The sequence below is a fragment of the Marinomonas sp. UCMA 3892 genome, assembly GCF_012726345.1.
Classification (GTDB): Bacteria; Pseudomonadota; Gammaproteobacteria; order Pseudomonadales; family Marinomonadaceae; genus Marinomonas.
In genome coordinates, this window is sequence record NZ_PTXN01000001.1 from 469,241 (window position 1) to 491,872 (window position 22,632).

The following is a 22,632-nucleotide window of genomic DNA, read 5'->3' on the forward strand; positions in this document are numbered from 1 at the left end:
ATAAGTTTAGAATGGGATTGATATATGAAAGTACTAATATTAGCTGGTGGGTATGGAACTCGATTAAGTGAAGAGACTGATATCCGACCAAAACCAATGGTTGAAATTGGTGGTAAGCCGATAATATGGCATATAATGAAGATGTATTCTCATTATGGCTTTAATGATTTTGTTATTTTGCTTGGCTATAAGGGATATTCAATAAAAGAATATTTTGCAAACTATTATTTACATCAAAGTGATGTGACCTTTGATATGTCAAACGGTGGTATGGAAATACATAATAATTCCAGTGAGCCATGGAAAGTTACATTGCTAGATACTGGTTTAGACAGTATGACTGGTGGAAGAATCAAAAGAGCTGTAGACTTTATTGGCGATGAGACGTTTTTATTAACTTACGGCGATGGTGTCAGTGATGTTAATATTAAAAATCTAGTTGAATTCCATAAAATGAACAAGGCCAAGCTTACTTTAACGGCTATACAACCTGCGGGACGGTTTGGTGCTTTAGACATCGATGGAAACAAAGTAGAAAAGTTTATAGAGAAACCTGAGGGCGACGGTAGCTGGATTAATGGCGGTTTTATGGTTTGTGAGCCGGAAGTTCTAGATTTTATAGAGTCTGATCAAACCGTTCTAGAGCAGGAACCTTTACGGAAATTAGCTGAAATCGGTGAATTAGCAGCTTTTAAACATGATGGTTTTTGGTCTTGTATGGATACACTTAGGGATAAAGTCGCGTTGAATAACCTTTGGGATAATAATAAAGCACCATGGAAAAAATGGTAATGAAAGATCTGTTTAATGGTATATATCAAAATAAAACAGTACTTATTACTGGGCATACTGGATTTAAAGGGTCTTGGTTAGCTTATTGGCTGGAAAAAATGGGTGCCAATGTCATAGGTTATTCATTACCTGCACCTACACAGCCAAATCATTTTTCTTTGTTAAATTTGAATATGATTTCGGTTGAGGGTGATATTCGAAATTTTGACCAACTTGATAGAGTATTTGAACAATATAAACCTGATATTGTATTTCATCTAGCTGCTCAGGCTTTGGTTAGGTTGTCATATCAAGACCCTATTGAAACATATGAAACAAATGTGATTGGAACACTTAAAGTATTTGAAGCCTGTAGAAAGCATAACGTTAATTCTATTGTTAATGTTACTAGCGATAAAGCTTATGAAAATAAAGAGTGGATATGGGGTTATAAAGAAACGGATGAGTTGGGAGGACATGACCCTTACAGCTCGTCAAAAGGGTGTGCTGATATTTTAGCTAATTCATATAGAAAGTCTTATTTTAATGTTGATAGCTACGCTAAAGAACATAATACGTTACTAGCAAGTTGCAGAGCTGGGAATGTTATTGGTGGTGGGGATTGGGCAAAAGATAGGTTAATAGTAGATGTTGTCCACTCTATCATTAGTGAGAAAGATGTATGTATCAGAAGTCCAGATGCGGTAAGGCCGTGGCAGCATGTGCTGGAACCTCTTAGTGGTTATTTATTGATAGGGCAAAAGCTGTTAGAGAAAAGAATCGAATTTTCAGACTCATGGAACTTTGGACCTTCTGATGAAGGGGTAATGACTGTAAAAGAACTGGTAGAAAAAACAAAGCAGTATTGGGATAAGCTCAATTATAAAATTGAGTCGAGTGTTAACCAGCCTCATGAAGCTAAATTGTTGCGACTTGATTGTTCAAAGTCTAGATTATATTTAGATTGGGATAATGTTTGGTCGAGTGATGTTACACTAAAAAATACAATCGAATGGTACCGCTCTTTTTATGAAAACAATGAAGTTAGTACAGAAAATAATTTGATTGATTATATTAATGATGCGAAGAAAAAGAAGCTGTGCTGGACTAACTGATGAAATATATATCTACTAACTTTGACGGATTGTTCTTGATAGAGCCAACGGTTTTTTCTGATGAGCGTGGTGAGTTCTATAGGGTGTATTGCGATCAGGAAAACAGTGAGTTTTCCGACTTTTCAGTGAAACAAATAAATCATTCTATCACCAAAGAGAAAGGGACTGTGCGTGGCTTTCATTTTCAATATGAACCTAATGCAGAAGCTAAAATTGTGAAGTGTATTCGTGGAAGTGTATACGACGTGGTTGTAGATATTAGAAAGGGCTCTCCCACTTTTTTAGGTGTTTATACTGTCGAATTATCTTCTAAGAAAAGAAATATGCTACAGATTCCTAAGGGTTTTGCTCATGCTTTTCAGACTTTAGAAAATGATTCTGAGCTTTTGTATCTCCATAGTGAGTTTTACACGCCCGCTAATGAGGGGGGATTAAATTATAAAGATCCCATGTTAGATATTACTTGGCCCCTTGATGTAAAAAATATTTCTGAAAGGGATGAGTTGCATAAGTTTTTAAGTATAGATTTTGAAGGAATTGAAATTAATGAAATGTAGATTTTGTAATACACCCTTAGATTTAGTATTTGCTGATTTGGTTAACTCTCCACCTTCGAATTCTTTTTTGACTGAAAATGAATTAAATGAGCCTGAGGTTTTTTATCCTTTAAAAACATATGTTTGTGATGAATGTAAGTTAGTTCAAATTGATGAATATAAAAAATCAGATGATATATTTAGCTCCAATTATGTGTACTTTAGTTCATTTTCTAATAGTTGGTTAGAGCATGCTAAAAAGTACGTAGAAGATATTTCTACCAAGTTAGATCTTAAACCTACATCATTCGTTACAGAAATTGCTTCTAATGATGGCTATTTATTACAGTATTTTAAAGAAAAAAATATTCCTTGCTTAGGTATTGAACCAACATCTAGTACTGCTGCCGTGGCAAAAGGCAAGGGAATTGATGTTGTTGAAGATTTTTTCGGTTCAAAACTTGCTCTGAACTTGAAAAAATCAGATTTGATTCTTGGAAATAATGTTTTAGCCCATGTTCCAGATATTAATGATTTTGTTCGAGCCTTAAAAATTGCTTTAAAAGATAGCGGTACTATCACTATGGAGTTTCCGCATCTAATGAATCTTATAAAAGACAATCAGTTTGATACTATTTATCACGAGCATTTTTCTTATTTATCTTTGTGTACAGTGAAGCAAATTTTTGAGGCGCAAGATCTTAAGCTCTATGATGTTGAAAAACTTTCAACACACGGTGGTAGCTTGAGGATATATGCAACACATATTGATAATACATCATTAAAAGAAACTGAAAATATTTCCAGTATCCTGGAAGAAGAGCGTAATTTTGGACTTCTTGATATAAATGTTTATAAAGAATTTCAAGAAAGAGCTAATAGAGTAAAATGTGATCTAGTTGAATTTTTGTTAAAGGCTAAAAAAGAAAATAAAAAAGTAGTAGCCTATGGTGCCGCTGCTAAGGGAAATACTCTTTTAAATTATGCTGGTGTTAAAGCTGATTTGATTGAGTTTGTTGTTGATAAATCTCCATACAAGCAAGGTTTGTATTTACCCGGTAGTCATATTCCAGTTGTAAGCGAAGAAGTGTTAAGAAATAGCGTGCCAGATTATGTTTTAATTTTACCTTGGAATATTAAAGATGAAATTATGGCTCAGCTTTCATATGTCCGTGAGTGGAGTGCTAAGTTTGTTGTTTTTGTACCTGAGCTGGAAATATTATGAGTAAAATATATTATACAAAACCCTATATAACGCAATTAGAGGTTGACTACGCTACAGATGCTGCATTGAACGGATGGGGCGATAAGTGTTATGACTATATATATAAGTTTGAAGATTCATTTAAAAAACACCTTAATGTCTCATATGCCATGGCGACTTCTAGCTGTACTGGAGCTATGCATATGGGGCTTTCTGCTTTGGGTATTTCTCATGGCGATGAAGTTATAATAGCGGATATAAACTGGATCGCATCTGCTGCACCAATTGTATATCTTGGAGCTACTCCTATTTTTATTGATATATTGAATGATACTTGGTGTATCGATCCTTCAAAAATAGAGCAAGCTATCACTCCAAAAACAAAAGCTATAATTGCAGTGCATCTTTATGGAAATCTTTGTGATATGGATGCGATTATGGCCATAGCTAAGAAACATAATCTTTATGTTATCGAGGATGCAGCTGAAGCAATTGGTTCTATATATAAAGGTAAAAAAGCTGGTAGCATTGGTGATTTTGGTGTGTTTTCATTTCATGGTACTAAAACGATGACCACTGGTGAAGGTGGAATGTTTGTTACAAATAATCTTGAACTTTATAAGAAAGTTAATATTTTAAATTCTCATGGAAGAAATCCTGAAAATCCAAAGCAGTTTTGGGCAGAAACTATAGGGTTTAAATACAAAATCTCAAATATTCAGGCTGCTATTGGTTATGCCCAGATGACACATATTGATGAGCTAATTAATAGGAAGAGAGAAATATATTTCAAGTATTTCTCTCTATTTAAAAATGTCGAAAAGGTGTCTATGAACCCAAACCCAACTTCAAATGAATTAGTATATGGTTACTGGATGCCTACATTAATTTTTGATGCTGAATTAGAATTTGATAGAGACTTATTGATTGATAAGTTTAAAGAGATTAATGTTGATGCAAGGGTTTTTTTCTATCCTTTATCTATGCTGCCAATGTTTGACGAGGTAAGAAATAATAAGGTTTCTTTAAATATATATGCGCGCGGTATTAATTTGCCAAGTTACCATGAGATTAGCGATGGTCAAATTAAAAAAGTAGCAGATATAGTTGTTGAGTATTTGTCGTGAAAAATATAGTTATATGGGGTTGCTCTGGGCATGCCAAGGTTCTGAGTGAATTATTAGAGGGAAAAGATTTTCGTATTGTTGCTTTTATCGATAGAGATAAAAATATTCAAAGTTTTATTTCTGGAGTTCCTGTTTTTTCTGATGAGCATGCTTTTCTTGATTGGTTGGAATCTAACAGACCTAATGAATATTTCTATGGTGCTATTGCAATAGGGGGAGCGAATGGGAAAGATAGGATGAGTATTAATGATTTTTTTAAAAGTGCTAAAATTATCACACCGAATTTAATACATAGTTCTAGTTATGTTGCAATAACTGCATGTTTATCTGAAGGTGTTCAGATTCTTGCAAAAGCAATAATATCTGCAGGTGCCATTATTGGTAGAAATGTGATTATAAATACCGGATCAATAGTTGAGCATGAATGTATAATTTCAGATGGCGCTCACATTGGTCCTGGTGCGACATTAGCTGGTTGTGTAAAAGTAGGTATGTATTCTTTTATCGGTGCTGGCTCCGTTATCCTGCCAAGGGTGAAGATTGGGAAAAATGTAATTGTTGGAGCGGGTAGTGTTGTTGTTAAGGATATACCTGATAATGTTGTTGTTGCAGGGGTACCTGCTAGGTTTTTAAGAGAAAATAAATTGTGAGTATTTTTGAAGTATCGATAGTACATTTTATTTTAAGGCAAATTGAAAGTTTTTTTGGTGGCAGTGAAGATTTTCTGGACTTGCATTATTGTGTTCAAAAAGTTTTGAATAATGATCTTGAGTTTCACCGAGTTAAAGAATGGAAAGATACACCTACATTAGATGTTCTTAATTCCATTCAATATCCTATTTTTCTTTACAAACTCTCAAGAGAGCTATTTTTAAGTGGTGATGTTACTGGAGCCAAAAAGATTTTTTATCTTAATAAAGTACTTCATAGTATAGATTTATTTTATGAAATAGATCTAAAGAAGAATTTTTTATTAAGTCATTCTGTCGGTAGTGTATTTTCCAAAGCAACTTATGGTGATTTCTGTGTGTACTATCATGGTATATTAGTTGGTAAAAATAATGATGATAGACCAACTTTAAATGATGGACTTGTTATGTTTTCTGGTTCAAAGATTGTTGGCAATTCAACTGTGGGCAAGAATGTAGTTGTTTCTGCTGGAACGGTAATTGTTGATCAAAATATACCTGATAATGTATATGTTTTCCCTGGAAAAGGAAAAAAGCCCGTTTTAAAAGAGTTGGAAGAAAACTATACGGATAGGTATTTTATTAAATGAAAGTATTTGATAATAAGCTGACTATTATTATCCCTACACGAGAAAGAGCAGATACTTTATATCATACGATTCGAACCTGCTTGAATCAAACGTATTCAAATTATCATATCATTGTTAGCGACAACTTCAGTCAAGATAATACAAAAGAAGTTGTCGAGTCATTTAATGATGATAGGCTTTCATATATTAATACTAATAAACGTTGCAGTATGAGCGAAAACTTCGATTTTGCTTTGTCGCATGTTAAAGATGGTTATGTAATGAGTATTGGTGATGATGATGGCGTATTACCAAATTCTCTAGAGTATGTTAATGAAATTATTAACACAACTAAATGTGATGCAGTTGTCAGTCATAACGCTTTTTATTCTTGGCCAAATACACCTAATCCAAATAAACTTTATTGGAGTGATAAATCCAGCTACGAAGTACGTAATACAAAAGAATGGCTTTCTAAGTATCTGAAATTTAACATGTTATATACATTTGACTTGCCTGGAGTTTATTGTGGATTCGTAAAGAAAGAAGCAATAGAGCGGATGACAAAAAATGGTATTTTCTTCCGATCGGCTACACCTGATTCTTATTCAGCCCTTGCTATGTGTTTTGCCATGGGAAATTATGCTTATTCGTATAAAGCTTTTGCAGTACATGGCTCATCTGCGAAAAGCAATGGTGCGGCATATTTATCCAAGAAAAAGGAAGAGGTAGGTGAGGAGGTTATAAAGTTTTTTAAAGAAAATACGATTCCATTCCATAGCGACATAGTTATGACAAAGGCATTTAGAGTCTGTTCGCTTGAAGCCCTATTGCAGTTAAAAAATAATTTTCCTGAGCTTACAAAAGGCATCGAAATAGATTGGAAATTATTTTTATCAAAAGTACTTACAGAAAGACAAGAACATACTAAAGAAGAAATAGAAGATGCAGTCATGAAAATGTGTAGTTTACATAATGTTGACTACAATGAAATTTTATCTATTGTTCCAAGTAAATATGGCCATTTAAGAGAATTAAGTTTTAAAGAGCTATCATCTAAATTGATGTCTAAAATGCTTATAAAAGTCAGTGGTAAAAACACAAAAATAGAAGATGCAAGTAATTATGGTGTCTATAATGTTTATGATGCAATGATATTGTTGAAGGCATTCCAAAAATAGTTTTATTGCTTGTTCTATAAGAGATTTTAGGAAATTATTTTAGTGTCATTAAAATGATTTTCTAGGATTAAAGAAAGAGTTTTTTTAAAGAGTATATTTATGAAAGTCGTAATCGCTGGTACAGGCTATGTTGGCTTATCTCTTGCGGTACTTTTAGCGCAGCGCCAGGAAGTTGTTGCTTTGGATGTAGTTCCCGAGAAGATAGCGCTTTTGAATAATAAACAATCCCCGATTCATGATGCTGAAATTCAAGATTTTCTTGAAAATAAGTCTTTAAACTTGGTTGCTACATTAGATAAACAACAGGCATACCAAAATGCGGATTATGTCATTATTGCTACGCCAACGGATTATGATGCCGAAACGCATTACTTCAATACTAAGTCGATAGAGTCTGTTATTGTTGACGTTTTGGCGATTAATCCTCAGGCTGTCATGGTGATTAAATCGACGATTCCTGTCGGCTATGTAGAAAGAGTAAAAGCTAAATTTGGTGTGGATAATATTATTTTCTCACCAGAGTTTCTTCGTGAAGGTAAGGCACTTTATGACAACCTGTATCCATCTCGAATTATTGTAGGAGAAGTCTCTGAGCGGGCTACTATTTTCGCAAATTTGCTTGTCGATGGAGCTATCAAAAAAGACATGCCAGTCTTGTTTACGAATGCAACTGAAGCTGAAGCGGTAAAATTGTTTGCTAATACCTATTTAGCTATGCGTGTGGCTTTTTTCAATGAATTAGATACTTATGCTGAAGTTCAAGGGCTGGATGCCCGTCAAATTATTGAGGGTGTCAGTCTTGATCCTCGTATTGGTGGACACTATAACAACCCTTCTTTTGGCTATGGTGGCTACTGTTTACCGAAAGATACCAAGCAACTACTAGCTAATTTTGAGATGGTGCCACAAGCATTGATTGGAGCAATTGTTCAATCAAACGACACCCGTATGGACTTCATTGAACATCAAGTCCTCAATAAGCAGCCTAAAAAAGTAGGTGTTTACCGTTTAATTATGAAGGCGGGCTCTGATAACTTCCGTGCCAGTGCTATACAGGGAATCATGTATCGTTTACAGGGTAAAGGCGTTGAGTTAGTGATTTATGAACCTGAGCTTAGCGATTCCGAATTTCATGATGCAAAGGTACTGAGTTCTTTAGATCAATTCAAAGAAGAAAGTGACGTTATTATTGCCAATAGAATGAGTGATGAATTACTAGATGTGGTAGCAAAAGTGTACACACGAGACCTTTTTGCAAAGGATTAACAATGAGTAATAAAAAAGTATTGGTAACTGGTGGCGCTGGGTTTGTAGGCAGTCACTTGTGTGAGCGCTTGGTAACAATGGGATACGATGTATATTCATTGGATAACTATTTTACGGGCAGTGAAGCAAATCATGTAGCCGGCGTGACTTATATACGTGGTGAAACAAAGAATATTGCTACGCTTGTCGATTTTGCTCCCGACATGGTTTATCACCTTGGTGAATATTCGCGGGTAGAGCAAAGCTTTGACGACATTGAAAAGGTTTGGGCATACAACAAAGAAGGTATTTTTGCGGTACTAGAGTTTGTTCGCAAAGCTGGCTGTAAAATTTTGTATGCTGGCAGTAGTACTAAGTTTGGCGATGGTGGTCTTGGGCGCAGTGCTTCTCCTTATGCTTGGACAAAAGCGACTAATACTGAGTTAGTTATGAATTATGGCAATTGGTTCAATGTACCTTATGCGATCACGTATTTTTATAATGTATACGGTGAGCGAGAGATACAAACCGGTAAATACGCCACTTTGATTGCGTTATTTAAAGAAAAAATGCGTAATAACGAACCGCTTACAGTAGTGAGCCCAGGAGCCCAAAAGCGTAATTTTACCCACATCGACGACATTATAGACGGTCTGGTGTTGGTGGGGGAGAACGGCTATGGTGATGAGTTTGGTATTGGTAGTGAAGAAGGCTTTAGTATTTTAGAGGTTGCTAAGATGTTCAATGGTCATATTGAGATGTTGCCTGAACGCAAGGGTAACCGAATGACTGCAGATGTCATGGCAGATAAAACGAAAGCATTAGGTTGGTCCGCTAAACGTACACTAGCTAGTTATATCGAAAATCTTAGATTAAAGAGCTGGAAATAATGATGCCTGATGAAAACAAGTTCATCCCTCCGCATGCATTGAACACTGCTGTACTTTTTTTAGTATTCAACCGATTGGATACTACAAAACAAGTTTTTGAGGCGATTCGTCAAGCGAAACCACCGCGTCTTTATATCGCGGCAGATGGTGCTAGAACTAGTAAAGAAGGTGAAGCAGAGAAAGTTCAACTTGTTCGTGACTATATTACTCAAAATATAGATTGGGATTGCGAAGTAAAAACTTTATTTAGAGAAAAAAACCTTGGTTGTAAGTATGCTGTTAGCGGTGCTATTACGTGGTTCTTTGAAAATGAAGAGCAGGGGATAATCCTTGAAGATGACTGTTTACCTAGCCAAAGCTTTTTTTGGTATTGTGAAGAGTTACTGAATAGGTATAAATATGATGACTCTATTTATTTAGTATCAGGGGATTCTCGTGGTTCTGAGTCATTCGGAATGCAAGAAGACTACAGTTTTTGTAAGTATCCCTTGATCTGGGGGTGGGCTTCTTGGGCGAGAGTTTGGAAAACATACGATCCAGAAATATCAGATTGGCCTTCATGTCGGAATATCTTACCACATGATATTTCTAAATATGCCCCTACAATGAGGTTTTGGAAAGGCGTATTTGATCGTGTATATAAAAAAGAAATTGATACATGGGACTATCAGTTTTCTTATTTATTATTGAAAAATAAGGCTAAGTGTATAGTCCCAAAGTTTAATTTGATATCAAATATTGGTTTTGGTGCTGAAGCAACTCATACTTATGATGTTGATTCGGCTTCTGCAAATCGATCTACTCTAGACTTTGACTTTCCTTTAGATCATAAGATAAAGTTAGAAAATGAGATTCTAATAAATGAATATTATGATAAGAATGAATTTTTAAGGAGAAGGTTGTTGGTAAGAGCGATTAAAAAAGCTTTGCGTATTATTGGAAACTTAAAGACATAATTTTTGACTCTAATGCTCCTATCTTTCAGTTATATAATGAAGTATGAGGTTGACTACTCATTTTTATAACGAGCTTTTAAGTTTTATTAGAAATTTATAGGTTGTTTAGAATTATAGGGTATTATATTTAGGAATTGCCAAAAGTTATAGGTTAGGGAAAATGAGATTATGTCCTAAATATAGGACAATGCTTATCTGACCATAATCTCAAGATCGAATGACATGAATCAGCTTTCTTTCACAGATAACGAATTTATCTGCAAACGCCGAAAAGCTAGTAAAGAGCTGGTACAGCATGCGTGGTCCTGCTATGAAATACGCACTTTACGAGGTTACCTCGATGCGCCTATTTGCTGGCTTGTCATTAGAAGATACGATACCTGATCACGCAATCATCATAAACTTCCGTTATTTGCTTGAGAAGCACGGCCCTGATTGCCTGCATTTCAAAGAAGTAAACAAGCGGCTGTCGACTCAGGCATTACTTCAAGGAAGTAACGATTGACGATGTGAAGATCATCGAAGTTGTGAGCCCAACCAAAAATAAATCGAATACGAGTGACTCTGAGATGTACCGAACGCAAAAAGGTAAACAATGGTTTTTGGTCTAAAAGCACTTGTAGGAGTGGGTGAAGGCGATGTTTGATACATAGCTCAACCATCAATCCGCTAATGAGCACGACCTTAATCAACTACCGCCAGGGATGATACATAGGGAAGAGTTGTTTGTCTCTGAGGAGGTTAATGGGCTATTGTGGCGTGAATAAACGCATCGAAACGAGGGGGATAATATTAGACAGGTAGGTTGTTGAAATGCAGAGCAAGATATAAGCTTCGAAAAAGCACCTTAGCATTAATAATCGGCCTATCAAAAAATGTCAATAAGCATGCGGTGTTTTTTTGTGCTTGGCAACTCTATTAAGAGTTGACCAGATAGATACAATCTATATTAGGTTAATCTGTCTTATCGACGGAATTAGTTTTTTAGATACTCTGTTTTAAGGGCGAGCTTGCATAAAGACTGAGATTTAAGGGTGTTATTAAAGAGTTAAGGTCGTCGATGAGTAATTCTCTGACTTATTTTTAGGGTTTTTGATAGAAAATCGAGAAATTTTTCATGAAAGATATTTATATTCTTGTTTGGTTTTTATTTAATTATGAGATTTTTAATAAATTACTGAAAAAAGTTAAAAGCTCAAGCGAGTTATAGTCTGATTTTAACGTTTGGTGCTGATAGTTTTATTTCAAAAAAAAAGTTTTTTAGAATTTGAAGATTTAACTAAGTTGTTTTTTTGCTATAACCTTCTCTGAATAATAATAAGTTTAATGAGGATGTGTTATTTATGGATTTTATTAATAAGGGCTTGTTATGCCAAAGATCGTTACAAGGTTTTTTTTCTATAAAATATCTTATTTCGTTGCTAGAATGTTATCTTTTTTTTATAGAGGACTTGGTCGTAGAGGGAATGAAAAAATTATTATTTTTCGACCAGATGCAATAGGAGATTACTTGCTTTTTCAAAATTTCATTCCACTTGTTAAGAAGGATAATGTCGAGATTATATTAGTTGGTAACTCTAAATGGATGGAGTTAGCTGGAGTTAATGAAAGTTTTACATACGAATCTATAGATCGAGTAAAATTTTCAAGAGACTTTTTTTATCGAGTGAAATTTTTGTTAAATGCATCATGCTATTCTAATGTGCAGGCGGTTTTATATCCATGTTACAGCCGCGAAGGGGTTGTCTTTGAGGACTTTGTTAGAATTATCTCTTCTTCACGTAAAGTTGCTTGGTTCGGTGATACAGTGAATCATTCCAAAATCTCTAGATATTTTACAAGCAAAATATATACTGATTTATATTCTGATTCTAAGAAAGATTGCATAGTTTTTGAATTTTATCGAAATAGAATGTTTTTTTCTAGTTTTTTAGGAAAGGATATAAATATCGATAAGCCTACGATTTCATTTACACCATCTTATAATATGAAGCTACCAGAAAAATATGCTCTTCTATTTATTGGGGCCAGCACTTCAATTAGAAAATGGTCGCCTTCTGGCTTCTCAGAAACGGCTTCGTATCTTAAAAACAAATTTGGCCTTGATATTGTTTTATGCGGCGGACAAGACGATGTGTTAGAAGGTGAATTGATATCGGATTCAATAAAAGGTACCCATTTAAATTTAGTTGGAAAAACAACGCAATTGGAATTATTGGAAATAATATCAAGTTCAGTTATTTTGATTTCTAATGAGACCGCTATCCCACATATTGCAATGGCACTAGATCACCCTAATGTTTTCGTAATATACAATGGAAGTCATTATGGACGCTTTGTACCGTATCCAGAAAATTTTAAAAACTACCATTTAATTACTCATCCATCTATACATGCTGATCTAAATTCTTATAAAATTAATAGCAATAAGAGAGGATTCAATGATAATCCAAATATTAATGATATCTCATCATCAGATGTGATTTCTATAATTGAGTCAAAAGTATCTTTATGAAAAAAGCACTTATTACGGGTATTACTGGTCAAGATGGTTCTTACTTAGCTGAATTTTTATTAGCAAAAGGCTATGAAGTTCATGGTATTAAACGTCGAGCATCATCTCTTAACACTCAGCGAATTGATCATTTGTATCAAGATCCTCATGAACCAAATCCAAAGTTGAAGTTACATTACGGTGATTTAACTGACAGCTCCAACTTGACTCGGATTTTGCAAGAAGTTCAGCCAGATGAAGTTTACAATTTGGGGGCTCAATCTCATGTCGCCGTGTCGTTTGAAGCTCCTGAGTATACTGCTGATGTTGATGGTATGGGAGCTTTGCGTATTTTAGAGGCTATTCGTCTTCTAGGTCTCGAAAAGAAAACCAAGTTTTATCAGGCATCTACTTCCGAGCTTTTTGGACTTGTGCAAGAGACTCCTCAAAGAGAAACTACGCCGTTTTACCCTCGTTCGCCTTATGCTGTGGCTAAAATGTACGCTTACTGGATCGTGGTTAACTACCGCGAATCTTATGGTATGTATGCCTGTAACGGCATATTGTTTAATCATGAATCACCACGCCGCGGTGAAACTTTTGTTACTCGTAAAATTACTCGTGGTTTGGCAAATATCGCACAAGGTTTAGAGAAGTGCTTGTATATGGGGAATATGGATGCACTCCGTGATTGGGGCCATGCTAAAGATTATGTTCGCATGCAGTGGATGATGCTTCAACAAGAGCAGCCAGAAGACTTTGTTATTGCTACTGGGGTTCAGTATTCCGTTCGCCAATTTATCGAATGGTCTGCCCAAGAGTTGGGTATTAAGTTGAAATTTGAAGGTCAAGGCGTTGATGAAAAAGCTATTGTTATAGCTATTGAAGGCGATAAAGCACCTGCTTTGAAAGTAGGAGATGTGGTCGTGCAAATAGACCCACGTTATTTCCGCCCTGCTGAAGTAGAAACTTTATTAGGTGACCCAAGTAAAGCGAAGCAAAAATTGGGGTGGACACCAGAAATCACGGTACAAGAAATGTGTTCTGAAATGGTTTCAGCAGATCTTAAAATCGCTAAGCAGCATGCCTTTATGAAAGCCAATGGCTATGAAGTACCTGTGGCTCAGGAGAATTAATAGGTGAACTTAGATTCAAGAGTTTATGTTGCCGGTCATGGTGGAATGGTCGGTTCTGCTATTATCCGTCAACTGAAAAAAAGCGGCTATCAGCATATTGTTACTCGTACTTCTGCTGAGCTTGATCTAACAAATCAAACTGCAGTGGCTGCTTTTTTTGCCGAGCAAAAGATTGATGAAGTGTATTTAGCTGCTGCGAAAGTGGGTGGTATCTATGCTAATAATACGTTTCCAGCCGAGTTTATATACCAGAACTTGATGATAGAGGCCAATGTCATTCATCAGTCGTATTTGCATGGAGTACAAAAACTTTTGTTTCTAGGTTCTTCGTGTATTTACCCTAAGTTGGCTAGTCAACCTATGCAAGAATCGGCTTTGTTAGATGGCTATCTAGAGCCAACTAATGAGCCATATGCAGTAGCTAAAATTGCGGGAATAAAATTGTGCGAATCTTATAACCGTCAATATGGTGTAGATTATCGCAGTGTAATGCCTACCAATCTTTATGGTCCAGGGGATAATTATCATCCTGAAAATAGTCATGTTATCCCTGCTTTGATACGCCGTATACATGAGGCAAAAGAACAAGGGTTAAGTGAAGTGACTATCTGGGGGACCGGTACGCCAAAACGCGAGTTTTTACATGTGGACGATATGGCGGCGGCTAGTATATTTGTCATGAATCTTGATAAAGCTACTTATGATAGTGAAGTTCATTCAATGGAAAGCCATATTAATGTTGGCACGGGGTTGGACTGCTCTATTCTGGAAGTTACTCATAAAATTGCTAAAGTTGTAGGCTTTAATGGTGATATTAATACAGACACAAGCAAGCCTGATGGCGCACCAAGAAAACTAATGAATGTAGATCGTCTTCATCGTCTTGGTTGGGAGTCTAGTATTGAGTTGGATAAAGGACTTCAGGATGCCTATGACTGGTTTTTAAAGAACTCTACTGATTTGAGAGTATAGTATGCTTAAGCAAAATACTCAGTGGCAACCAATCATTAACATTATTACAATTGTTTATAATGATGTTGAAAATATTGAAAAAACATTAAAAAGCGTTTTAAACCAATCCTACGAGAATATTCATTATATTGTAATTGATGGTGGTTCATCAGATGGTACAAGGCAGTTAATAGAAAAGTACCAAGATAAACTTTTTGCTTTTCTGAGCGAAAAAGATACTGGTATTAGTGATGCTTTTAATAAAGGCACTAGATTAGCTGAAGGTGATTATATAAATTATATGAACTCAGGTGACGTTTTTATTAATAACCAATCTGTATCTATATTTGCTGATGCTATTGTTGAATCTAAAGCCGATGTAATTACTGCTTTTTCAAAGTTTGTTGATAAGAGAATACCGAAAAAAATAGTAAGTGATGCTACTTTTATAGGTGAAAGGTCAATGATTTCACATCAGGCTTCTTTTATATCTAAGGCTTTGTTTGATAAATATGGATTATATGATGAAGATTTTAGAATACGTATGGATTACGAATTTTGGTTAAGGGTTTTACCTCACTCATCTCTTTTCTTTATAAATGATACTCTTGTCGATTATGCTGATGGTGGTATAAGTGGTCAAAACTCCGGAAAGAACTTTAAAGAGGAGATTAAAGCACAAATCAAGAACTTACCCTCTATTACTTTAGTGATATGCTTGGTTAAAAGTAGTCTGAAGTATTTTATTAAGAGGTTGATTGGGAAATAGATGTTAGGGATAAATTATGCTTTATTTTGACTCTCGGTGGTTAAAAAGCGGAGGGATTGGTCGGTTTTGTAAGGAAATAATGCAAGCTCAAAGTCTAAGTGGATGTAGTCTCATCAGTGGTGAGCTGTCTTCTGCGCTATCAGCTATAGACCCGATTAAATTATCTAGAATTACGCTAGGTGGTAGCTACTTTGTTAGTCCAGGCTACAATTGCCCTTTTTTTTCTGCAAGTAAAGCTATAGTCACGCTTCATGACCTCATGCATCTGAGATTTCCTGAGTACTCAAATGCTAAAAACAAGTTGTATTATAATTATATTGTGAAGCAGACGGTACGAAATGCCCCTGCTGTTTTTACTGTCTCTGATTTTACACGACAAGAAATTTCACGTTGGGCTAAGGTTCCTATCGATAAAATAATTGTGGTTCCTAATGGGGTTGATCATGAATTTTATCATGAAGCTGTTCTTCCTATCGTGAGAGACAGACCTTATTTCTTATATGTTGGAAATAATAAATCACATAAGAATTTGAAAAGACTGGTGAGTGCTTATGCGAGCTCAGGTCTTTCTACTGAGGTTGACTTATTAATTTCTTGTAAATCCACACCAGAATTAAGTTTGTTTATTGCTGAATTAGATATGACTGAACGTGTGGTGTTTTTATGCGGAGTTGAAGAGTCTGATTTGCCTTCTTATTATAAAGGCGCCGTTGCGACTGTTGTCGTAAGTTTATATGAAGGCTTTTGTTTGCCTATTCTTGAATCTATGGCTGTTGGCACTCCAGTAATTACATCGAATGTTACAGCCATGCCCGAGACCGCTGGCGGAGCAGCATTTTTAGTTGATCCTTATGATATTAATTCTATTAGAGACGGTTTAGTTGATATCTGGCAAAAGAAATTGGTACGTATTAATTTAGTTGAATTGGGGTTGAAAAGAGCACAAATGTTTTCTTGGGAACGTTCTAGAGAAATTTGGGATGATGCTCTAATCCCTATCTTGGAGAAATAATGAAAATAGCAATTGTACATGACTGGTTTGTTAACCCAGGAGGCGCAGAAAATGTTATACAGGCTATTATCGATATTTTTCCTGATGCTGATTTATTCTCTGTAGTGGATTTTTTTGATGACGAGCAGAGAAAAAAATACCTGATCGGCAAGCAAACAAAGAACACCTTCATACAAAAGTTACCATTTGCAAAAAAGAAATATCGTGCGTATCTACCATTAATGCCTTTTGCTATAGAGCAGCTTGATCTTACTGAATATGATTTAGTGATTAGTAGTAGTCATGCGGTGGCAAAAGGAGTAATTACATCACCTAATCAATTACATGTTTGTTACTGTCATTCACCTATTCGATATGCTTGGGATATGAAGTTTGAATATTTAAAGGAGTCTGGCTTAACCAACGGTGTTAAGTCTCTAATTGCCCGATATTTTTTACATAAAATTCGAATGTGGGATTTTATTTCCAGTCATAATGTTGACGCTTTTATAGCTAATAGTCATTTTATTAAAAGAAGAATTGAGAAATCTTATCGCAGGGATTCAAAAGTTATTTTTCCTAACGTTGATGTTAATGCATTTTCTCTTCAAATAGACAAAGATGATTTTTATTTTACTGCGTCGCGTTTGGTTCCCTATAAACGGTTAGCGCTTATTGCGGAAGCCTTTTCAAAAATGCCTGATAAAAAGCTTATTATCATAGGTGATGGCCCTGAAAGAGATAAGGTTGAAAAAATAGCATCTGCTTCATCAAACATAAGTTATTTGGGATACCAAGATTATCAAACTCTTAAAGAGCATATGATGAAAGCTAGAGCTTTTATTTTTGCGGCTGAAGAAGATTTTGGAATTGTTCCATTAGAAGCTCAAGCCTGTGGTACGCCTGTTATTGCATTTGGTAAGGGGGGGGTATTAGATACGGTTATAGATAAGAAAACAGGCTTTTATTTTTATAAACAAACAGCAGATTCGATTATTAAAGCTGTTAATGATTTTGAAGAAAATCATAGCTTATTACTTGAGCCAAGTGAAATTAGAGCTCATGCGATGAAATTTTCTACGGAAATTTTTAAGGAAAATTTCAAGCAGTTTGTACTTGAGAAATGTGAAGAAAAAGGCATAGAAATTTGATCTTCATTGAAGATCAAATTGCATTCTTATGTATAAAGCCTTTAAAAATAGTCAAAAAGATGATTCTGAGATCGAACCATACAGACCAGTTTTCAATATAGTATAGGTCGTATTCAACTCTGTTTTCCATTTTGTCTATTGTATCGGTTTCTCCGCGAAAGCCATTTACTTGTGCCCAGCCAGTGATGCCTGGCTTGACCATATGGCGGCGCATATAAGATTCAACAAGTGTTTTGTAATGTTCATTGTGTGCAAGTGCATGGGGTCTTGGCCCAACAATGGACATCCTGCCTTGAAGTACATTGATAAATTGCGGTAGTTCATCTAAAGATGTTCTTCTCATGAAAGCACCGATAGGGGTTATTCTACTGTCCCCTTTTGTTGCTTGTGTTACTTTTCCATCTTCCTCATTGTGAACCACCATAGACCGAAACTTATAAACCTTAAAGTCCTGCCCATTGGCGCCTGTTCTATATTGTTTAAATAAGATCGGCCCTTTGGACGTTAGCTTTATAGTGATGGCTAAGGCTACTAAAATTGGGCTTATGAGTAACAGTATAATAGAAGCCAGTATTTTGTCTTCTAGGGACTTTAGAAAACGGTTTTTACCTTCAAGCATATGAGAGGTTGAAATGTTTATAACGGGTAAACCAGCAACTTCCGTCATGGATTGATTTAAGAGTCTAAAGCCAAAGATATCGGGTACCATTCGAATCACGATAGAAGTGTTGCTTAAAGCGGATTGTACTTGTTCCATTTTTTGCACTTCGCTCATTGGAAGAGCAATCCAAACCTGATCTATTTTGTGATTTTTAACTATTTTATCTAGTTCATTTAATGTGCCTAAAAATGGTACAGAGTTAATTTCATGTTTATCGATGGCTTGGTCTTGTGTACTAAGTATCCCTTTTACGACTAACCCCATTTCAGGGTGTTGTTTTAGTCGCTCTAGAACTTGTTGTGCCAGCTCTCCATCACCAATAATAATCACGCTTCTGATGTTGAAGCCTTTTGCTCTTAATGCCCCTAGGGACTTTCGAAGCAAAAATCTATAGCTCAATATTGTAGCGGTAGAGGTACATAGCCAACTTACTACCCAAATACGAGAGAATAAATCGGAAGATTGGGTAACAAATCCACTGATGATTAGTAGCAAAAATGTTGTTAATGTCGCACTAAGAACACATCTTATCTCAGACGTGAATGATGCCCCTCGCCATGCCCTATAGGCGCCAAAAAAGGACAGGCTTGCTGCTCCAAGTAGCACACCGAGTAGTAGGACATTTTTATATGTTAAATCAAGGCTAAGACTTGAAAATCTTAACCAGTAACTTAATAGTCCGGCACTTAATAGCCCAAGGCAATCTATGATTCTTAGTATGATACTAAGTGATGTGCTGTGTTCTTTTAATGCTAAACTTTTTTTCACGTATTTCTCTGCTGTTAACTTAGCTAGTCAATAATATTTAGATTTTTATAACTAAGATTTATTCTTTAAAATTATATTTTGCGCGCCATATTTGGGCCTGTATACCTGTCATAAATATCGTAAAGTAAAAAACACCTGTCCAGAAATTTTGGTAGGCTTCGAAGCAATTCATAATGCTCCAGAAGCAGACAAAACTCATAAAGAAATAGCCAACTTGTTTTTCTATTTTTCCAGCTTTTATTTGTTTAAAAAGGCTTTTTGCCATTACGACCCAGATACTAATATAAAAAGCTAATCCTACAATACCAAAGTTAACCAGCATCTCAATATAGATGTTATGCAAGTGCCCGAAATCTTTTCTTATATCATCTGGTAGCCATTCTGTTTTTTTCATAACAAGACTTCTACCATTGCTTCCCCAACCAAATATTGGTTTGGCTTTTATAAAGTCTGTTGCCGCTACCCAGCTATGAAGGCGTATACCAAAACTAGTATAGGGCACATTATCAAAGTCTAGTGTGGCAATAGCACTTAATGCTTCTTTCTCTTCTACAGCTCTGTTTATCATAGCGTCGTTGTTAGTTAACGCTATATTTATTGCCATGCTGAGGCCTAACATGCTAGCTAGAAATAGACTTAGGGTGACTAGCTTTTGCTTTCCTGTTGCTCGATTAAACCGCTTTATGGTGAAGTAGCTGGCCATAAAAAACGCCGTAATCAGTAACGCAAGCCAAGCTTGACGAGATGAGTTGATATAAATAATGAGGATACAGTAAGCAATAGCAAGAAAAAGAGGGATTGCTAACCATTTGCTTTTACTTAGAAGCGTGCGAGTAAAGCATAAAAAGCCTATCAAAATAACGCCAAAGAATAAGCTGGTATGTTGAGCTTGTCGAAGACCGAAAAATACTCGTTCTCCGTCTAGTCCCCGAATAATCTCAGGTATACCTTCACCTGTTACCCAAGGGGAAACTAGTATTCCTAGTGCTGCACAGCCCCAGACGAGCCAAGTGGCATTTTTGTATTGGGCTACCCACCAAGCTAACGGAATGAAAACAAACCAACGAGTTATCTTATCCAATTTAGGTGAGCTTTCCGCCCATTCAGGGGTAACATACTGAGATAATCCCCATGAAATTAATTGGAATAAGATAGCTATCCAGACAAAACGAAACAATATGTGGCTGTTGACCACTTTGCCGTATTTGAATAATCCCCAGAAACCTGTGAGTGTGGCTATAGCGGATGCGACACCTGCGATCTCAGAGAAGCCTGTTCTTGTGAGAGCATAAAGTGCAATCGAGATGATTCCTAGAAGGATTAACCAAGTTGGCTGTTCTGCTGGTGTGCGTCGTTTGAATGCATTGGCTAAACTGGTAGAAACTGATGTCATTTTAAGCTCGTGTATTTGGTTTTCTATAAGGGCATATCAATATTAAGTGGCAATTTTTGCGTAATTATACAAAGAGTTATGGGAAGGGGTATATAAGATATTCATCAGAGTAGTCATTTTCTTGAAGAAGGGGGCTTTTCTTGTCAAAAGTGGCTTAAATAAAAAATGGCCATCGATAACGACAGCCATTTTTTATTTTATAGAACAAATAATTTATTTCGTTGCTTTTGGTGCTTCTGGCTTCTCTATATCATGCAGTTCAACAACAAATTTAAGCGCTGCATTTGGTGGAATAGGACCTGTGCCACCAGGGCCGTAAGCTAAATCAGCTGGGATGTATAGTTCATATTTAGAGCCAACAGGCATAAGTTGTAGACCTTCGGTCCAGCCAGGAATTACACCATTTAGTGGGAAGGTAATGGCTTCACCACGTTTGTATGAGCTATCGAACACTGTTCCATCACTTAGGCTGCCTTCATAGTCCACTTTTACTGTGTCTGTTGCGCTAGGTTTGTCACCTTTGCCGGCGGTGATAACTTTATAAAGCAAACCAGATTCTGTTTTTTTCACGCCATCTTCGGCTTCTTTCTCTTTTAACCAAGCAGCAGACGCAGCTTTTGCTTCTTCTGCGGCTTTTTCTTGTTCAAGTTGAGCTTTTGCCATTTGTTCTTGCTGGTAGTCTTGGATGGTTTTAGTTACTTCATCCATGCTCATTTTGCCTTCTTTACCAGCAAATGAATCTTGGAAGCCTGCCATAAAGGTTTTCATATCTAGTTCAGAGAAATCCTGAGACATGCGAGAACCAAACATGGTGCCAATGCTGTAACCAAGGCGTTGCTCTTTAGTGTCTAGTTTAATTGAGCTGTCGGCTGCGTACGCAAAAGAAACAGATGACATGACCAGCGCCGCAATAAGAGTTTTTTTCATAGCTATTTTTTTCATAAGAAAAGGTGTTCCATTGTTTGTTGATTTATCATTTAGTGACGTGAAGCATTAAGACGGAGTTCAATTCGCATATTTTTTTTACCAGCATTTCTTGGGGCGAAAACAAAGCAGGAACAATGGTATACGCCTTGTGCTTTGCAAAATCAGATCCGTCGTTTTTGTTTAACATGAATGTTCTAACATAAGGTTGGCTATTTATGCCAGTTTATATGCGTTCATGTTATCAAAGCGACCCCTTCACCTGCACACTTTGTTTGAGTTACAAAAGATAGAACGGCCTCACAAAGCACAAGACGTAGGCTGAGATTAATCCGCTGTTCTTTATCTATACAATCGCTTTTACAAAAGCATGACGGTGTTTGCTAAAGCAAGTTTGTTTGTCTGGCTCTATTTACAATTTATTGACGTTTCTACGTTAAGGCTTGGGCTCAGGCATTTTATCGATTCGTGCTTTAGTGCGACAAAATACCTATGATGAATGTAATCGTTATAAAACTAGTGCTTTAACCTTGGTCTATTGAGTGAATCAATGACTGACTAAAGATCTGCCCATCCACAAAAGTGAAGACCTCATTGGCTTTAATGTGCGTTAAGAAATAGTTGTGGTAACCGTAATATTTATAATGGCTTTTTAGTATTTTGCTATGCCACCATTTTTTTAACATCTTCTGAATTCTCGGTTTGCTGCGTAGATCGTGCATTGAGTCAAAAGATACAACTTTGTCTTTTTGTGTATTTATATCGAGTTGGTGGCTATAACAGGAATAATGGCCAAATATCGATTTAGTGTCATAGCATGGTGCTAGTGCCGTTTTAGTGTGCTCTGGGCCGTAAGGGAACTTCTTTATTTTACGCAAATGGTTTACGTACATCAGAACTCTATTTGGCACATGGCTGCTTTTGTTGATGGCGAAGGCTAAGGCATAAGCTGACATAATATGTTCTGGATGAGGGTCTATCTCTGGTTCTGTTACTAGTACAGTTGAAGGCTTAATTTGCTCTAGTAGGCTAGTTAGATCTTCGATTAGTAATTGTCCAGAGCTAATATTCTGTTCATCATTCGGAAGTTTTAGCGTATTAAATGTGCGGC

At 36.1% G+C, this 22,632-nt stretch carries 22 protein-coding genes; 18 read left to right on the top strand and 4 right to left on the bottom strand.

The features are described from left to right. The first annotated feature begins 24 nt into the window (after positions 1-24). The 18 genes from rfbF (at position 25) to B6N13_RS02345 (ending at position 17,775) form a co-directional block, all read left to right on the top strand. On the top strand, positions 25-792 hold the full coding sequence (rfbF, locus tag B6N13_RS02260) for a glucose-1-phosphate cytidylyltransferase (RefSeq protein WP_169458330.1): 768 nt from the start codon (positions 25-27) through the stop codon (positions 790-792). Then, a complete protein-coding gene (rfbG, locus tag B6N13_RS02265; protein ID WP_169458331.1) occupies positions 792-1,886 on the top strand; it encodes a CDP-glucose 4,6-dehydratase in 1,095 nt (364 codons plus the stop codon). Before rfbF ends, rfbG begins: the two co-directional genes overlap by 1 nt. After that, positions 1,886-2,443 (top strand): dTDP-4-dehydrorhamnose 3,5-epimerase family protein, encoded by a 558-nt coding sequence (locus B6N13_RS02270; RefSeq protein ID WP_169458332.1) that lies wholly within the window; start codon positions 1,886-1,888, stop codon positions 2,441-2,443. Before rfbG ends, B6N13_RS02270 begins: the two co-directional genes overlap by 1 nt. After that, positions 2,433-3,647 (top strand): class I SAM-dependent methyltransferase, encoded by a 1,215-nt coding sequence (locus tag B6N13_RS02275; RefSeq protein WP_169458333.1) that lies wholly within the window; start codon positions 2,433-2,435, stop codon positions 3,645-3,647. The genes B6N13_RS02270 and B6N13_RS02275 overlap by 11 nt, the downstream gene beginning before the upstream one ends. Continuing rightward, positions 3,644-4,753: a DegT/DnrJ/EryC1/StrS family aminotransferase gene (locus B6N13_RS02280; protein WP_169458334.1), complete on the top strand. Its 1,110-nt coding sequence runs from the start codon at positions 3,644-3,646 to the stop codon at positions 4,751-4,753. Before B6N13_RS02275 ends, B6N13_RS02280 begins: the two co-directional genes overlap by 4 nt. Then, positions 4,750-5,403, top strand: a complete 654-nt coding sequence (locus B6N13_RS02285) for an acetyltransferase (protein ID WP_169458335.1) — start codon at positions 4,750-4,752, stop codon at positions 5,401-5,403. Before B6N13_RS02280 ends, B6N13_RS02285 begins: the two co-directional genes overlap by 4 nt. Further along, positions 5,400-6,032 carry a hypothetical protein gene (locus B6N13_RS02290; RefSeq protein WP_169458336.1) on the top strand — a complete coding sequence of 211 codons (633 nt, stop codon included), beginning with the start codon at positions 5,400-5,402 and terminating at the stop codon, positions 6,030-6,032. The genes B6N13_RS02285 and B6N13_RS02290 overlap by 4 nt, the downstream gene beginning before the upstream one ends. After that, the gene (locus B6N13_RS02295; protein ID WP_169458337.1) at positions 6,029-7,192 is read left to right on the top strand and encodes a glycosyltransferase family 2 protein; all 1,164 of its coding nucleotides are present in this window, start codon (positions 6,029-6,031) and stop codon (positions 7,190-7,192) included. The genes B6N13_RS02290 and B6N13_RS02295 overlap by 4 nt, the downstream gene beginning before the upstream one ends. Positions 7,193-7,291: 99 nt before the next feature. Further along, entirely contained in the window at positions 7,292-8,458 is a 1,167-nt protein-coding gene (locus B6N13_RS02300) for a nucleotide sugar dehydrogenase (RefSeq protein WP_169458338.1), read from the top strand. A 2-nt stretch (positions 8,459-8,460) separates the two neighbouring features. Then, complete coding sequence (locus B6N13_RS02305) at positions 8,461-9,327, top strand: NAD-dependent epimerase/dehydratase family protein (RefSeq protein ID WP_169458339.1); 867 nt, start codon at positions 8,461-8,463, stop codon at positions 9,325-9,327. Continuing rightward, positions 9,327-10,283, top strand: coding sequence for a hypothetical protein (locus B6N13_RS02310; RefSeq protein WP_211172735.1), 957 nt, complete (start codon positions 9,327-9,329; stop codon positions 10,281-10,283). The genes B6N13_RS02305 and B6N13_RS02310 overlap by 1 nt, the downstream gene beginning before the upstream one ends. Before the next feature lie 244 nt (positions 10,284-10,527). Next, a complete protein-coding gene (locus B6N13_RS02315) occupies positions 10,528-10,788 on the top strand; it encodes a transposase (RefSeq protein ID WP_348981518.1) in 261 nt (86 codons plus the stop codon). An 864-nt stretch (positions 10,789-11,652) separates the two neighbouring features. After that, positions 11,653-12,798 carry a glycosyltransferase family 9 protein gene (locus tag B6N13_RS02320; RefSeq protein ID WP_169458341.1) on the top strand — a complete coding sequence of 382 codons (1,146 nt, stop codon included), beginning with the start codon at positions 11,653-11,655 and terminating at the stop codon, positions 12,796-12,798. Then, positions 12,795-13,913 (top strand): GDP-mannose 4,6-dehydratase, encoded by a 1,119-nt coding sequence (gmd, locus tag B6N13_RS02325; RefSeq protein ID WP_169458342.1) that lies wholly within the window; start codon positions 12,795-12,797, stop codon positions 13,911-13,913. The genes B6N13_RS02320 and gmd overlap by 4 nt, the downstream gene beginning before the upstream one ends. 3 nt (positions 13,914-13,916) lie before the next feature. Further along, on the top strand, positions 13,917-14,885 hold the full coding sequence (locus tag B6N13_RS02330; protein ID WP_169458343.1) for a GDP-L-fucose synthase: 969 nt from the start codon (positions 13,917-13,919) through the stop codon (positions 14,883-14,885). 1 nt (position 14,886) lies between these two features. Next, positions 14,887-15,633: a glycosyltransferase family 2 protein gene (locus B6N13_RS02335; RefSeq protein ID WP_169458344.1), complete on the top strand. Its 747-nt coding sequence runs from the start codon at positions 14,887-14,889 to the stop codon at positions 15,631-15,633. 16 nt (positions 15,634-15,649) lie between these two features. Then, on the top strand, positions 15,650-16,645 hold the full coding sequence (locus tag B6N13_RS02340; RefSeq protein WP_169458345.1) for a glycosyltransferase family 1 protein: 996 nt from the start codon (positions 15,650-15,652) through the stop codon (positions 16,643-16,645). Then, a complete protein-coding gene (locus B6N13_RS02345) occupies positions 16,645-17,775 on the top strand; it encodes a glycosyltransferase family 4 protein (RefSeq protein ID WP_169458346.1) in 1,131 nt (376 codons plus the stop codon). The genes B6N13_RS02340 and B6N13_RS02345 overlap by 1 nt, the downstream gene beginning before the upstream one ends. A gap of 13 nt (positions 17,776-17,788) precedes the next feature. Here B6N13_RS02345 and B6N13_RS02350 read toward each other — a convergent pair whose 3' ends face one another. From B6N13_RS02350 to B6N13_RS02365, 4 genes are all read right to left on the bottom strand, one after another. Continuing rightward, positions 17,789-19,204 carry an undecaprenyl-phosphate glucose phosphotransferase gene (locus tag B6N13_RS02350; protein WP_169458347.1) on the bottom strand — a complete coding sequence of 472 codons (1,416 nt, stop codon included), beginning with the start codon at positions 19,202-19,204 and terminating at the stop codon, positions 17,789-17,791. A 58-nt stretch (positions 19,205-19,262) separates the two neighbouring features. Next, positions 19,263-20,597 carry an O-antigen ligase family protein gene (locus B6N13_RS02355; RefSeq protein WP_169458348.1) on the bottom strand — a complete coding sequence of 445 codons (1,335 nt, stop codon included), beginning with the start codon at positions 20,595-20,597 and terminating at the stop codon, positions 19,263-19,265. Positions 20,598-20,810: 213 nt separating this feature from the next. Next, the gene (locus tag B6N13_RS02360; RefSeq protein WP_048814222.1) at positions 20,811-21,524 is read right to left on the bottom strand and encodes an FKBP-type peptidyl-prolyl cis-trans isomerase; all 714 of its coding nucleotides are present in this window, start codon (positions 21,522-21,524) and stop codon (positions 20,811-20,813) included. Positions 21,525-22,045: 521 nt separating this feature from the next. Then, positions 22,046-22,477 (bottom strand): hypothetical protein, encoded by a 432-nt coding sequence (locus tag B6N13_RS02365; protein ID WP_248280196.1) that lies wholly within the window; start codon positions 22,475-22,477, stop codon positions 22,046-22,048. Between the last annotated feature and the right edge of the window lie 155 nt (positions 22,478-22,632).

Coding starts and splice junctions, on each gene's coding strand:
- B6N13_RS02345 (WP_169458346.1), top strand. CDS start 16,645: ATGAAAATAGCAATTGTACATGACTGGTTTGTTAACCCAGGAGGCGCA.
- gmd (WP_169458342.1), top strand. CDS start 12,795: ATGAAAAAAGCACTTATTACGGGTATTACTGGTCAAGATGGTTCTTAC.
- B6N13_RS02310 (WP_211172735.1), top strand. CDS start 9,327: ATGATGCCTGATGAAAACAAGTTCATCCCTCCGCATGCATTGAACACT.
- B6N13_RS02305 (WP_169458339.1), top strand. CDS start 8,461: ATGAGTAATAAAAAAGTATTGGTAACTGGTGGCGCTGGGTTTGTAGGC.
- B6N13_RS02320 (WP_169458341.1), top strand. CDS start 11,653: ATGCCAAAGATCGTTACAAGGTTTTTTTTCTATAAAATATCTTATTTC.
- B6N13_RS02365 (WP_248280196.1), bottom strand. CDS start 22,477: ATGTCAGCTTATGCCTTAGCCTTCGCCATCAACAAAAGCAGCCATGTG.
- rfbG (WP_169458331.1), top strand. CDS start 792: ATGAAAGATCTGTTTAATGGTATATATCAAAATAAAACAGTACTTATT.
- B6N13_RS02275 (WP_169458333.1), top strand. CDS start 2,433: ATGAAATGTAGATTTTGTAATACACCCTTAGATTTAGTATTTGCTGAT.
- B6N13_RS02340 (WP_169458345.1), top strand. CDS start 15,650: ATGCTTTATTTTGACTCTCGGTGGTTAAAAAGCGGAGGGATTGGTCGG.
- B6N13_RS02280 (WP_169458334.1), top strand. CDS start 3,644: ATGAGTAAAATATATTATACAAAACCCTATATAACGCAATTAGAGGTT.
- B6N13_RS02300 (WP_169458338.1), top strand. CDS start 7,292: ATGAAAGTCGTAATCGCTGGTACAGGCTATGTTGGCTTATCTCTTGCG.
- B6N13_RS02360 (WP_048814222.1), bottom strand. CDS start 21,524: ATGAAAAAAACTCTTATTGCGGCGCTGGTCATGTCATCTGTTTCTTTT.
- B6N13_RS02295 (WP_169458337.1), top strand. CDS start 6,029: ATGAAAGTATTTGATAATAAGCTGACTATTATTATCCCTACACGAGAA.
- B6N13_RS02355 (WP_169458348.1), bottom strand. CDS start 20,597: ATGACATCAGTTTCTACCAGTTTAGCCAATGCATTCAAACGACGCACA.
- rfbF (WP_169458330.1), top strand. CDS start 25: ATGAAAGTACTAATATTAGCTGGTGGGTATGGAACTCGATTAAGTGAA.
- B6N13_RS02270 (WP_169458332.1), top strand. CDS start 1,886: ATGAAATATATATCTACTAACTTTGACGGATTGTTCTTGATAGAGCCA.
- B6N13_RS02335 (WP_169458344.1), top strand. CDS start 14,887: ATGCTTAAGCAAAATACTCAGTGGCAACCAATCATTAACATTATTACA.